This window comes from Arthrobacter sp. TE12231, assembly GCF_054062895.1.
Genome location: NZ_JBSSFS010000001.1, coordinates 3,801,697 through 3,815,013 on the forward strand (window position 1 = coordinate 3,801,697; position 13,317 = coordinate 3,815,013).

Annotated in this window: 11 protein-coding genes; 2 read left to right on the forward strand and 9 right to left on the reverse strand. The window is 66.0% G+C overall.

The genetic code is table 11. The annotated features are described in order from the left end of the window. Positions 1 to 95: 95 nt before the first annotated feature. The 9 genes from ACVWYS_RS17000 to ACVWYS_RS17040 all read right to left on the reverse strand — a co-directional run bounded on the left by ACVWYS_RS17000 (position 96) and on the right by ACVWYS_RS17040 (position 10,887). Entirely contained in the window at positions 96 to 1,160 is a 1,065-nt protein-coding gene (locus tag ACVWYS_RS17000) for a LacI family DNA-binding transcriptional regulator (RefSeq protein ID WP_456507632.1), read from the reverse strand. Positions 1,161 to 1,261: 101 nt separating this feature from the next. Beyond that, positions 1,262 to 2,428 (reverse strand): Gfo/Idh/MocA family protein, encoded by a 1,167-nt coding sequence (locus ACVWYS_RS17005; RefSeq protein WP_344361052.1) that lies wholly within the window; start codon positions 2,426 to 2,428, stop codon positions 1,262 to 1,264. A gap of 18 nt (positions 2,429 to 2,446) precedes the next feature. After that, entirely contained in the window at positions 2,447 to 3,316 is an 870-nt protein-coding gene (locus ACVWYS_RS17010; RefSeq protein ID WP_456507633.1) for a sugar phosphate isomerase/epimerase family protein, read from the reverse strand. A 117-nt stretch (positions 3,317 to 3,433) separates the two neighbouring features. After that, complete coding sequence (locus ACVWYS_RS17015; RefSeq protein ID WP_456510112.1) at positions 3,434 to 4,309, reverse strand: ATP-binding cassette domain-containing protein; 876 nt, start codon at positions 4,307 to 4,309, stop codon at positions 3,434 to 3,436. Continuing rightward, positions 4,306 to 6,192, reverse strand: a complete 1,887-nt coding sequence (locus ACVWYS_RS17020) for a dipeptide/oligopeptide/nickel ABC transporter permease/ATP-binding protein (protein WP_456510113.1) — start codon at positions 6,190 to 6,192, stop codon at positions 4,306 to 4,308. The genes ACVWYS_RS17015 and ACVWYS_RS17020 overlap by 4 nt, the downstream gene beginning before the upstream one ends. Further along, positions 6,189 to 7,130 carry an ABC transporter permease gene (locus ACVWYS_RS17025; RefSeq protein ID WP_344361061.1) on the reverse strand — a complete coding sequence of 314 codons (942 nt, stop codon included), beginning with the start codon at positions 7,128 to 7,130 and terminating at the stop codon, positions 6,189 to 6,191. Before ACVWYS_RS17025 ends, ACVWYS_RS17020 begins: the two co-directional genes overlap by 4 nt. 6 nt (positions 7,131 to 7,136) lie before the next feature. After that, positions 7,137 to 8,669 (reverse strand): ABC transporter substrate-binding protein, encoded by a 1,533-nt coding sequence (locus tag ACVWYS_RS17030; protein ID WP_456510114.1) that lies wholly within the window; start codon positions 8,667 to 8,669, stop codon positions 7,137 to 7,139. A 287-nt stretch (positions 8,670 to 8,956) separates the two neighbouring features. Next, complete coding sequence (locus tag ACVWYS_RS17035; protein ID WP_344361066.1) at positions 8,957 to 9,964, reverse strand: Gfo/Idh/MocA family protein; 1,008 nt, start codon at positions 9,962 to 9,964, stop codon at positions 8,957 to 8,959. Between the two features lie 71 nt (positions 9,965 to 10,035). Continuing rightward, positions 10,036 to 10,887, reverse strand: a complete 852-nt coding sequence (locus tag ACVWYS_RS17040) for a sugar phosphate isomerase/epimerase family protein (RefSeq protein ID WP_456510115.1) — start codon at positions 10,885 to 10,887, stop codon at positions 10,036 to 10,038. Between the two features lie 300 nt (positions 10,888 to 11,187). Here ACVWYS_RS17040 and ACVWYS_RS17045 point away from each other — a divergent pair, with 300 nt between their 5' ends. Continuing rightward, positions 11,188 to 12,210 carry a LacI family DNA-binding transcriptional regulator gene (locus tag ACVWYS_RS17045; RefSeq protein ID WP_116765614.1) on the forward strand — a complete coding sequence of 341 codons (1,023 nt, stop codon included), beginning with the start codon at positions 11,188 to 11,190 and terminating at the stop codon, positions 12,208 to 12,210. 233 nt (positions 12,211 to 12,443) lie between these two features. Next, positions 12,444 to 13,265, forward strand: coding sequence for an ammonia-dependent NAD(+) synthetase (gene nadE / locus ACVWYS_RS17050; protein ID WP_344361072.1), 822 nt, complete (start codon positions 12,444 to 12,446; stop codon positions 13,263 to 13,265). Positions 13,266 to 13,317 lie beyond the last annotated feature (52 nt).

The window sequence follows — 13,317 nt, forward strand, 5'->3', positions numbered from 1 at the left end:
GGCGGAAACGGACGTCCGCTGCCAGGATCCCGGCCGCGGATTTCCAAAAGTGGCGCGGCATGCAGAAAGGGCAGCGGATTGCGAGGCGTCGGCGCCTACTTGGCCGCGATCAGCCTGCCGCTGGAACCGCGCAGCACGAGCTCGGTTTCCACCCGCAGCGTCTCCGGGGTTTCCGCGCCGGTGCCGGCGAGGTGGTCCAGGAGGATCGTTGCCGCGCCGGACCCGCATTCGCCCAGCGGGGAGCGCACGGTGGTCAGGGGCGGGGTGGTGAAATCCGCCCCGAAGATATCGTCAAAGCCCACGATGCTGATCTGGTCCGGGACCATGAGTCCGGCGGCCTGGAGTTCCCGCATCAGGCCGATGGCCAGGAGGTCGTTGTACGTCAGCACGGCCGTCGCGCCGCTGGCCAGGACCTCGCGCGCGGACTGCCGGCCGCCGTCGACCGTTGGCTTGCTGGATTCGAGCCGCACGGCTTCCAATCTGGACCATTCACAGGCGGAGCGGACTCCGTCCCAGCGCTGCGTGGACATCCAGGACTGGGACGGCCCGGCCACGTAGGCGACCTTTTTGTGCCCGTTCGCGGCCAGGCTGCGGACGGCCTCGCTGATCCCCTTGTTGACGTCCGGGACGACGCACGGCACACCGTCGACCTCGCGATTGATGACCACCACGGGCTTGTCGCGGGCGAGGGCGCGGATGTCGTCGTCGTCCATGCGCGGGCTGGCGAGGATGAGCCCGTCCACGGTGGCCATCATCCGCCGGGCCGTTGTCAGCTCGGTGACGGCGGACTCGGCCGAATCCGCGAGGACCAGGGTGTAGTCGCGGGCGGTGGCAGTGGCGCCGGCGCCGCGGATGATGTCGAAGAACGTGGGGTTCGTGATGTCGGCGACGATCAGGCCGAAGGTGCTGGTCCGTCCCGTGGGCAAGGCACGCGCGAACGGGTTCACGTGGTAGTTGAGCTCGGCCGCGGCGTCCTCGATGAGTTTCTGCGTCTTGGCGCTGACCCGCCCCGGCTTGCTGAGGGCCCGTGACACCGTGGACGGGTTGACTCCGGCGACCCTGGCGATGTCGTAGATGGTGGCGCTGGATTTCCCGTCCCGGGCGTGCTTCTTGACCGGTGCTGGTGTTGCGGCAACGTCGGGCTTCGCGGGTTCAGTCACCGCCCCATCCTACCGATGAAACCGGGCCCAAGTAGCTCGCAGCAGGGGCCGTTTTGAGCCCGCATAACGGCCCCTGCTGCGAGTCAGTTGGGCTGGGTGCACTAGGCGCGCTCGGGGAACTTCCCTTCCCCGGCGATCCGCTTGTTGAGCTCGGTGAGGAACTCGTCCTCGTCGAAGTCCAGGCCCACTTCGCGGCCCGTCCAGCTGGAGAGGTGGATGGCGTTGGCCAGCCGGACACCCTTGATGCCGTCCGAGCCCGGCGCCAGCAACGGGGTGCCGTCCAGGATGTTGGCGGCGAAGTTTTCCAGGACACCCGCGTGCTGGGCGCCCCAGACGGACTCGAACTCGATGACCTCGGTGCTGTAGTACGCCTCAGGGTTCAGCTCGCCCATGAAGAGCTTCCGGACGTCATCCATGTCCATGCCGTCACTGAGTTCCCGCTCCGGCTTGTGCAGGCGGGTCACGGTGGCCGTTTTGGAGTTTTCGACCACGATCTTGCCCTGGTCGCCCAGGATTTCGAAGCGGTCGGTGCCCACGAGGTCGTGTGTCGCCGTGACGAAGACGCCGGTGGCGCCGTTGCCGTAGTCCACCACTGCGGTCACCTCGTCCTCGACGGCGATGTCACGGCGGAAGCCGTAGGCAACCTTGGAGTAGACAGACTTCGGCACGCCACAGATCCACTGCCACAGATCCAACTGGTGCGGCGCCTGGTTGACCAGCACGCCGCCGCCTTCGCCGCCCCAGGTTGCCCGCCATTCGCTTGAGTTGTAGTAGCCCTGCGGCCGCCACCAGTTGGTGATGATCCAGTTGGTTCGGCGGATCGCGCCGATTTCGCCGTTGTCGACGATTTCCTTGAGCTTCTGGTACAGCGGGTTATTGCGCTGGTTGAACATGATCGCGAAGGACAGTTCCGGCTTGCCGGCGGCAAACTCGTTGAGCTCCTTGACCTGCTTGGTGTAGACGCCGGCGGGCTTCTCCACGAGGGCATGGATGCCGCGCTTGAGCGTCTCGATGCCCATCTCCGGGTGCAGGAAGTGCGGCACGCAGGTGACGACGGCGTCGACGTCGCCGCTGTCCAGCATGGCGATGTAGTCCTCGTAGAACGGAACGTCCGGGTATGTTGCCGAAGCACGTTCCTTCTTCGCCGGATCAATGTCGCAGATGGCGCCGATCACCATATTCGGGACCAGTCCGTCCGCGATGAACTTCGCGTACATGCCGCCCTGCTGGCCCAGGCCGATGATGCCGAGGCGTACTTTCTTACCCATGTGGGGGTTCTCCCTAATCTAGAAAAGGTTCGAGTGGCCCATGGCCACGAGGTTGTCGTAGGAGGTCTGCAGCGCGTCCCACACCGTGCGCCCATAGAGTTCGTCCTGCTCCACGAGCAGGTAACGGGCGCCGGCGGCCTGCGCGGCCGGGATGATGGCGAGGAAATCCAGGTTGCCCTCGCCCACTTCGGCGAACTGGACCACATCCTTGAAATCGGCCATGAAGCCCTTGAAGTCCCCGGTTTCCAGGAAACCAAAGGCGCGCTCGGGCAGCTGGCCGATCCGGTAATCCTTCAGGTGCACCATGGCCGTGCGCCCGGCATACTTTTCCAAGGTGCGGACCGGGTCCAGGCCGCCGCGCTGGACCCAGTGGACATCGATTTCCAGGCCCATGGCCGGTGAGTTGGCGGCGATGATGTCCAACATGGAGGTGCCGTCAAACTTCGCGAACTCGATGTGGTGGTTGTGGTAATACAGGCCGATCCCGTGCCCGGCCAGTCGCTCGGCGTATTCGTTGGCCTGCTTGGCGAAGTCCACCACGGCGCCGATCGACTTCATGGCCGGGAACGGCAGCATGCCGATCCGCAGGAGCTTGGCGTCAAGACGCTGTGCGTCCTCGACAATCTTGTCGAAGTGGTCCTTCAGGGAATCGGCGGCCATGCCCTTGGGGGTTTCCATGGCCACCGAGAGGGCGGCCACGTCCATGCCGAGCTCGGTCTGCGCGCGGTCCAGTTCCACCACGTTCTCCGGCGTCATGGGGATCTGGGAGACCTCGACGGCGTTGTAGCCGATTGCGTTGACCTTCCGGAGCGTCTCGAACGCCCCGAGTTCGGCAAAGCTGTCCTTCAGCATCATCGCCTGCACGCCAATTCTGGCTGTTGTTGTCACGCCTGTTCCTCCATTGCCTGCCGGATCCTCGAAGAGAATCCGGCCGTTGTGTTCGTTTGCCGTTGTGTTCGTTTGTCGTTGTGTCCGTTTGTTGTGGTCTTTGCCTGAAGCGGCCCCTCAGGCGGGGACGCCCGCTTGTTCGTGCTGCATCCGCTGCGCTTCGAGCAGGCGGTGCCGGTCCGCGCGGCGCTGTTCCTGGCGGTCCGGGTCCGGGACCGGGGACGCGAGCAGCAGCCGCTGGGTGTAGGGGTGGTCGGGGTCGGTGGTGACGACGCCGGCCGGGCCTTGTTCGACGATCTCGCCGTGGTACATCACGGCGACGCGGTGGCTGATGTGCCGGACGACGTCGAGGTCGTGCGAGACGAAGAGGTAGGACACGCCGGTGTCCTTCTGGATCTGCAGGAACAGGTCCAGCACCCGGGCCTGGGTGGAGAGGTCCAGCGCGCTGACGGGCTCATCGCAGACAATCAGCTTCGGCGAGAGTGCCAGGGCCCGGGCGATCGCCACGCGCTGGCGCTGCCCGCCGCTGAATTCGCGCGGCAGCCGGTTGATGGCATCGGAGGGCAGGCCCACCTGGTCCAGGAGTTCCTTCACGCGCTTCTTGGCCTGCGCGGCTTCCATGCCCTGCACGCCCAGTGGTTCGGCGAGGATGTCGCCGATTTCCAGTGCGGGGTTCAGCGAGGTGTACGGATCCTGGAAGACCACCTGTAGCTCCCGGCTCAGGACCCGCCGGTCCTTGCGGGTGGCGTGGCTGATGTCCTTGCCTTCGAAGCTGATCTTCCCGGCGGTCACCGGGGCCAGCCCCAGGATGGCGCGGCCCAGGGTGGTCTTGCCGGACCCGGACTCTCCCACCAGTCCCAGGGTTTCGCCCCGGCCGATGGAGATGTTGATGTCCGTCAGGGCGCGGAAGGGCTTGGCCCGGAACTTCTTGCTGGGGTACTCCACCACGAGCTGCTCTACGGTGAGCAGCGGCGCGTTCTCCACGGTGCTCATGCGACGGGCTCCTTCTGCAGGGTGGAAACGAGCGTGGACATGGGTTCCTTGCCTTCGAGCATCGACGCCAAAAGCGTTTGTGTATAGGGTTCCTGCGGATTGCGGAGGATGTCGCGGACGGATCCTTCCTCCACGAGCCGGCCGTTCTGCATGACGGCCACGCGGTCGCAGAGGTCCGCCACCACACCGAAGTTGTGGGTCACCAGGATGACGCCGATGTTCAGGCGCTGCTGGAGTTCGCGCAGCAGGTCCAGGACGTCCGCCTGCACCGTGACATCCAGGGCCGTGGTGGGCTCATCGGCGATCACGAGGTCCGGTTCGCAGCTGATGGCTCCGGCGATCAGCACGCGCTGGGCCATGCCCCCCGAGACTTCGTGCGGGTAGGCGTTGAAGGTCCGGTCCGGGTTGGCGATGCCGACGTCCGTGAGCAGTTTCAGGGCCCGTTTCCTGGCCTCGGCCTTGGAGATCCCGAGGACGCGCACCATGGGCGTCACCAGCTGGTAGCCGATGGTGAAGGCAGGGTCCAGGTTGCTCATGGGCTCCTGTGGAATGTAGGAAATCCGTTTACCGCGCAGCTTGGACAGCCGCTCCTGGCTGACCCGTTCATCGCCCGGGGCAACGGTGTAGTTGCCGTCGAACTGGATGGAGCCGCCCACAATGCGCGCGTTGTCCGGCAGCAGCCCCAGGATGGAGAAGGCGGTCTGGGACTTGCCCGAGCCCGATTCGCCCACAATCCCCAGGATCTCGCCGCGGTCCACGTGGAAGGAGACGTCGTCAACGACTTTCTTGATGGAACCGTCTGCCTGGGGATACCCGACGCCGAGATTGGTCACCTTGACCAGGTGGTGCTCGGTTCCGGCGACGACGGTGGCCACCGGCTTCCGGGACGTCCGCACGGCGGCGGGTGCCGCCGTCGTGCCTTCCGGCGCGGCCTTCTTCTTGCGGTGGTTGATCTTCTCGCCGTCTTCCAGGGCGTCGCGGAGGGCGTTGCCGAGCAAAACCAGGCCGCCGATGGTCAGCGCCATGGCCAGTGCCGGCCAGAAGAGCAGGGTCGGGTTCAGGTAGACGTTCTTGAAGCCCTCGGAGAGCATGACGCCCCAGGTCGCCTTGGTGGGGTCGCCAAGGCCCAAGAACTCCAGGCCGGACTGGATGGCGATGGCCACGCCGGCAATCGCCGCGGTCTGGATGATGATGGGGGCCCGAACCACGGAGAAGATGTGGCGGGCGATGATGCTGAGGTCCGACAGCCCGGAGACGCGTGCGGCGTCAACATAGAGCTCGTTGCGCACCGACTGCACGGCCGTGCGGGTCAGCCGGAAATAGGACGGGCTGATCAGGACGCCGAAGGCGATCATGGACATCCACACCGAGGGGCCGAAGGCAGCACGGATGGTCAGTAGGACGATGAGGCCGGGAAGGCTCATGAGGATGCCGACCACCCAGTTCGAGGCTGCCTCGAACTTCCCGGCGTAGTAGCCGGCGATCAGGCCGGCCGGCAGGCCGATGGCAATGGCCACGCCCGCGCAGAGCAGGGCGGAAAGCAGCGTCAGCTGCGCCCCAAACAGAAGCCGGCTCCAGACATCGCGCCCGGCGCTGTCCGTTCCGAGGATGTTCACGGAGTCCGGAGCGGCGAGGGTCTTGGCAATATTGGCGTAGTTCTGGTCAAAGGGCGCCAGGACGGGCGCCAGGATGGCCAGGACCGCGATCACCGTCAGGATCGCGATGGCAGCGATCCCCAGCGGGTTCCTGAACAGGCGGCGAATGACGGTGGAGCGGACGACGGTGCCGCTCTGACCTGCGCCGGCCTGCCCTGCGCCTGTCTGAACCGGCGGGGCGGCCGGGGCCGGGGCGGCGGCAGCCGCAGTTTCTAAAGAATCGCTCATGACACACGCACCTTCGGGTTGAGCCAGCCATTAAGAATGTCCACCAGCAGGTTCACCACGATGACGACGACCACCGTGTACATCACGACGCCCATCACCACCGGAAGATCCGACTGGCCGGTGGCGGCGACTGCCAGCGGGCCCATGCCGGGCAGGGCGAAGATCTGCTCAATGATCACGACGCCGCCCAGCATGCCGATCAGCTGGAGGCTCAGCACGGTGAGTCCGGCGGGGGCGGCACTGCGCAGGACGTGCTTGAAGAGAATCTCGCGTTCGCTGATGCCCCGGCTGCGCAGGGTGCGGACGTAGTCCCGCTCGAGTTGTTTGATGACGGCGCTGCGGATCTGCTGCGCGCCTCCGGTGACGCCGTTGATCAGCAAGGCGATCACGGGAAGCGCCATGGAATAGACCCACGCGTCGGGTCCGGAGTCAGGCGAGATGGTGCTGGTGGCCGGGAAGAGGCCCAGCTGGATGGCCAGGAGGGTGACCAGGATGACGCCGATCACGAACCCCGGAACGGAGTCGCCGATGATGGCGCCAACCTGGACCACCCGGTCCACCCAGCCGCGCTTGACGGCAGCAAGGACGCCAATGAGGGCGGCGCAGATTGCGATCAGGATCATTGCGGCGAAGACCATGGTCATGGTCACCGGGATCCGGCTGGCCAGGGAGTTGGCCACCGGTTCCGAGCTGAACCAGGAGGCTCCGAGGTTTCCGCTCAAGGCATCGGTCACCCAGGCGAGGTAGCGGGCCACCAGGGGCTGGTCCAGTCCGAGCTCGTGTTCTTTCATCGCCACCTGCTCAGCGGTGGCCTGGTCGCCCAGGATGTTCCTGGCGATGCTCCCGCTGGAGATGTACAGCAGGAAGAAGGTGAGCGCCGAGACAACACCCAGCACCACCAGCCCGCTGCCCAGCCTTTTCGCAATGAACCTGATCATGGCGTCCTACTTGGCGGGTGAGTAGTTGTAGATGGACGGAACGGCCTGCTGGATCTGCGGGGTCACGTTCACCTTGGCGTTGTGGTAGTACATCTGGTTGACCCGGAACAGCGGCGCGAACCACGCCTGCTCCACCACATACTTGTTGACGTCCTGGGCCAGCTTCCCGACATCGGCGCCGCCGTTGCGCACGGCGTCAATCTTGGCGTCGAGCTCCGGCGTCGCGTTCTTGAACGGGTTGTAGAGCCCCTTCGTGGAGACGATCTGGTTGATGGCAACCGTCGGCTCACCCTGGAAGAGCGAGAAGTACATGGTGGTGAACTTCTGGGAAGCCACATCGGACGTGAAGGTGTTGGTCAGCGCGGCGCCCACCTTGAGGGTGATGCCCACGTCTGCCAGCTGCTGCTGGACGACGGAAATCTGGGTTTCGAACCCGGGGACGCTCGGGACTTCCAGGGTGACGCCGTTTTCGTAGCCGGCGTCCTTCAGGAGCTGCTTGGCCTTGGCGGGATCGTAGGTGTAGTAGTTCTCCAGCGCCGGGGTCCAGGCCCCGCTGGCCTTGCCAAACGGCTGCGAGGTCGGCGTGCCCTGTCCCAGCATGACCTGGTCCAAGATGGTCTTGCGGTCGAAGGCGTAGTTGATGGCCTGGCGGACCCTGACGTCCTTCAGCGCCGGGTTCTTGGCACCGTCACGGTCCATCAGGAGCAGCCCCTGCCAGTCAACCTCGTTGGCGGCCAGCTGCATCTTGGCGCCCTCGGCCTGCTTGCCGGTCTTGGGGTCCAGGAGGGTGGCGTCCACCTGGCCGGAGACCAGGGCGTTGGTGCGGGCGGTGAGATCGGTCAGGATCTTGAAGGTCAGCTTGGAGTACTTCTGCAGATCCTTGTTCCAGTAATCCTTGCGTGCCGTGAAGACCGTCTGGGAATCCTTGACGGACGCGGCCTTGTCCATCACGTAAGGTCCGGAGCCGACCGGTTCGGTCTTGATGCCCTCGGTGCCGAGCGCCTTGGGGCTGCCCATCAGGCCGGCGGCCTGGCTCAGGAAGTATTCCAGGGCCGGGTCCGGGGTAGTGAGGTTGATGTCAATGGTGTCGGCGTCCACAACCGTCACATCCTGAACGGAGGACAGCTGCGCCATCTGCGGGCCGTTGGCCGTCTTGAAGTGGTCGATGTTGGCCTTGGCGGCCTCGGCGTCGAACTTGGCGCCGTCGCTGAAGGTGACGTCCGTGCGCAGGTCCACCGTCAGCTTGGTGTTGGTCGCGTTGTACTTCCAGTCCGTCGCCAGCATGGGGCTGAGCTTTCCGTCCGGTTCCCGCAGGATCAGCGTGTCATAGACCGCCTGGTACGGCTGGAGAAGGTGGCCCACGTGCGCCTGGGCGGGATCCCAGGACCGGACGTCCTGGATGGTGCCCAGCGTCAGGGACGTGGCGGGGGTGCCGGCGGCCGCGCCGCCGGCCGCAGCGCCGCCGCCGCCACAGGCTGTGAGCGCGAGGGACGCGCTGAGGATGAGGGCAGCTGCTGCTGCCTTGGGACCGAACTTCATTGTTGGCTCCTATCGCTTGACGAGGTCCGTGTCACGGGACGCTTGCAGCGGCACTGTGGCCTGGACCACAGTGCCGCTTGTGGGTTCAGCGTACGTTGGGTTGCCATATCTGGCAACCGGTTGTCATTAACTTTCGGCTTTGTTGCTTTACAACGCGTTTGAAGGCGCAGCACGACGGCGGAATGGCGCCACTTAGCGGGCATGCGGGGCGCTCCGGAGCTCTTGGGGACCGGCGGTTCCGGGTAGGAGCCCGCGGCCCGCGCCGGGGTGCTCCGGGCGCCCTCTGCTTAGGAGACCTTGGCCTCGGAGCCGGGGTAGGACTGCCGGTACAGTTCCTTCACGATCCGCAGCGACTTCGCCCCTTCGGCGGCGTCAATCCAGAACGGGCCCGGTTGCGCCAGCCCGGCATAGAAGTCCGCGATCAGCAAGGCATGCGAGACGCCCCAGTAGGAGCGCCCGCCCGAGCCGATAGCGCGTTCGCGCACCACCTCGCTGCGCCCGTCGGCGTACGTCACCGTCAGGTCACCGCGCAGGCTCAGTGCTGCCGTTTCGGTGCTGATATCCAGGGTGACGGGTGCGTTGACCGCGTTGGCGAGGGTGGCATAGAAGACGCTGCGCGCGCCGTTGCTGTGGAGGGCGGCGAACTCCGCCGTGTCCTCCACCTCGATGGCTTCTGCGAGGGCGCGGGTCGAGGCGCTGCCGGAGAGCGACACGATGTCCCCCACCAGCCATTGCAGCAGGTCAACGGTGTGGATGGCCTGGTTCATCATGAGGCCTCCGCCGCCACCGCCCCAGCTTCCGCGCCAGGGCCGGCTGAGGTAGTAGTCGGCGTCACGGTGCCACATGACGGTGGCCGAGGCCCCCAGCACGTTGCCCAGCCCACCGGAGTCGAGCAGCCGCCGCATTTCCTGCACCGGGGCGTTGTAGCGGTTTTGGAAGCACAGGCCAATCCGGGCCGTGCTTTCCGCGGCAGCGGCCAGTAGCCGCTCGCCCTCGGCCAGGGTGTGCGCCAGGGGCTTTTCGAGCACCACGTGGATGCCGCGGCGCAGGCAGTCGATCGCGATCGCAGCATGCTCGTGATGCGGGGTGGTGATGTGCACGACGTCCGGGGCGGCCGCCTCCAGCATGTCGCGGTAGTCCTCGAACGCCGGGACCCCGTGAGCCGCCTGCGCCGTGGCGCGGCGCTCCGGATCCGTGTCGCAGACGGCCACCAGTTCGGCGTCGTCCATCCCGGCAAGCGCGTCAAAGTGAACGATCGACACGTCGCCGCAGCCGATGATTGCCGCCTTTGGCATCCGTAGCTCCCTCATTCGTCTAGTGCTTCATCCATTGGCTGATTCATTCGTTGGGTGCTGCTGCGCTCCTGCTAGATGAGGTCGATGTGGTTTGTCGCGGCCAGCCCGGCGAAGGCGCGGGCCGCGGAACCGAAGGCAACCGGGCCGGAGAATCCGCCCAGTTCATGGGCGCTGGCCAGGTGCGGCTCCAAGGAGGCGAAACCGCGGTAGCCGTCGGCTTTCAGGGCCGCGACGGTTTCCTTCAATTCGCCGTCGCCCTCCCCGGCCGGGACCACTTCGCCGGTTCCCGCCAGCGCATCCTTGACTTGGAAGTATTCCAGGTAGGGGCGCAGCATGGCGTAGCCGTCGGTGAACGGCTTGACGCCGACCTGGACGAAGTTCGCGTTATCCCAGGCGAGGCGCAGGGACGGCGAATCGACGGACTTCATGATGTCCAGCACCCGCTCGGGCGTATCGCCGTAAATGCCCTTTTCGTTCTCATGCAGAAGCACGACGCCGGCCTGCGCGGCGAGCGCCGCCAGCGCCGCCATGCGGGTCATCACGTCCTCGCGGATCTCTTCCTGGCTCTGTCCCTCGGCCCGGTAGAAGGAGAAGATGCGGATGTACTTGGTGTCCAGCGTCTTGGCGGCCTCAATGATCCGGCGCAGCCGCTGCACCTCATGCTCAACCGGAAGGGACACCTCCACCTTGCCGATGGGGCTGGCGACGGCGGAGACCTTCAGGCCCTTGGCGTCCAGAACCGCTTTGAGTTCGACGAGCTGCTCCGCCGAAAGCTCGGAAACGTTGGTTCCCCAGGCGCTGCGCACCTCAATGTGCTTGGCGCCGATCGCCAACAGCACTGCTGCCTGGACCTCGGGATTGGGGTCAACCTCGTCGCCAAAGCCGGAGAGGGTGAAGCTGGTTGATGCTGACGCTGTTGTCAATTTGGGCTCCCGATTCAAGTGCCCCGCCACCGGGGCAGGGTGAGTCAGTTCACAGTGATGGTCTCGATGCGAGTCTAACCGGACTGCCAATTCTTGACAACCGATTGCCAAACGTTTGCAACTGTGCCATTCTTTGTTCACGACGCCCCCATAGCACGGCTCACTCGGCACGGTTACCCAGCAACGCGCGCCGTGATCCGCGCCTGGTGGTTTCCGGCAGATTTCCTTGTGTGCTCAAAAACCTAATGCGCGGAAACCCGAACATCACTGCCCAGAGACACTTGCTCAGAGAGGAGCCCCGTGTCGACGCATCCGGACCAGGCCGAGCGGCCCGCAACCATCCATGACATTGCAGCGCTCTGCGGCGTGGCGGCCTCCACCGTTTCCCGGGCGCTCTCGACGCCGGAGCGGGTCAACGTCCGGACCCGCGCGCGGATCGAGGAAGCGGCCGCCATGCTCAACTACACACCCAACAGCCAGGCCAAGGCACTCAGTTCCGGCCGCACCGGCGCCGTAGGGGTCCTGGTACCCGACATCACCAACCCCTTCTACTTCGATCTCATCCGCGGCACGCAGCTCCAGCTCAAGGCCGCCGGGTACACCCAGCTGCTGGTGGACACGGAGGAATCCGATGAGGTGGAAGCCAGCGCCATGGAGCAGCTCCGCAAGGGGGCCGACGGCATCATCGTGGCCGCCTCCCGGCTCAGCGACGAGGTCCTCCTGGCGGCGGCGGCGAAGATCCCGGTGGTTGCGGTCAACCGCGACGTTCCCGGAGTGCCCGCAGTCATCATCGACACCCCCTCCGCGACCAGCCAGGCACTGGACCACCTGATCTCGCTGGGGCACACCCGGGTGGCCTATGTGGCAGGTCCCGTGTCGTCGCAGTCCAGCGAACGGCGGTGGACGGCCTTGTCCGAGGCGGCCGAGGCGCGCGGCGTGGAGGCCCATCGGCTCGGGCCCTTCGCCCCGACAACACAGTCCGGCGCCGCCGCCGCGGATGCCGCCGTGCACAGCCGGGTCAGCGCCTGCATCGCTTTCAACGACCTCATTGCCATCGGGATGCTCCAGCGGCTGCGCGAGCGCGGGATCCGCGTCCCGGAGGACATGAGCATTGTGGGCTGCGACGACATCTTCGGCGCGGACTTCTGCAATCCGCCGCTGACCACCATGGCCTCCCCCATCGAGCAGGCCGGCCGGGTGGCCGTGTCCATGCTGCTGGCCCGGTTGAATCCCCTGGCCGGCGGAGCACGACGCAGCCGCTCGGTCATGCCCACCCACTTGACGGTGCGCGGTTCCACCGGCCCGGCTCCGCAGGATCGATAAGCAAGGCCGGCGATCGACGGCGCCGGAGCCGCACGGCATTCGTGGTTTTCGCGCCGCTTCCGGACGCGTGCACCGATTCCGGCAGTGCGCACCGGGGATCCGCGTGGCGGTTGTCCGAAAGCGCAGCGGCGGTCCGGCAAAGCCGCGCAATTCCGACCCCGGTGCGGCGCCTGACCCGCCGTCCCGGCTGCAACAGTTGAGCGTGGTTGACACCGCTGACTAGGCTGTGAGGCATGCGTGAACTCCAGGCGAAGATCATCGAAGAAATGGGCGTGCAGCCCCGGATCGACCCGGCCGGGGAGGTGCGCAAACGCGTGACGTTCCTGAAGGAATACCTGACGGCCACCCACACCAAGGGGTTTGTCCTGGGCATCTCGGGCGGCCTGGACTCCTCCCTGGCCGGGCGGCTGGCCCAGCTGGCGGTCGAGGAGCTTGAGTCCGAGGGCGTCGAGGCGAATTTCGTAGCCGTCCGGCTCCCCTACGGCGTCCAGCACGACGAGGACGATGCCCAGGCGGCCCTGGACTTCGTGCGCGCCAAGACCGAGTGGACGTTCAACATTTCGGCCGCGGTGGACGGCTTCGAGGACGAGTTCGAGAAGACGGTCGGCACCGGGATTTCCGACTTCCACAAGGGCAACACCAAGGCCAGGACCCGGATGATCGCCCAGTACGCCCTGGCCGGCGAGCACAATTACCTTGTGATCGGCACAGACCACGGTGCCGAATCCGTCACCGGATTCTTCACCAAGTACGGCGACGGCGGGGCCGACATCCTGCCGCTGTTCGGGCTCAACAAGCGCCAGAACCGCGCGCTGCTGGCCGAACTCGGCGCGCCGGCCCGGATCTGGGAAAAAATCCCGACGGCGGACCTTCTGGACGGGACGCCCGGCCGCACGGATGAGGATGAACTCGGCCTGAGCTACGACCTGATCGATGACTACCTCGAGGGCCGCGAAGTGCCGGACGCCGTTGCCGAGCGGATCGAGGGAATGTACCTGCGGACCCGCCACAAGCGCACGGTTCCGGTCACGATTTTCGATACTTGGTGGAAGTAGCCGGCACCCCCAAGGGCTGATGCGGCGCCGGCAGTCACCTGCCGGCGCCGCA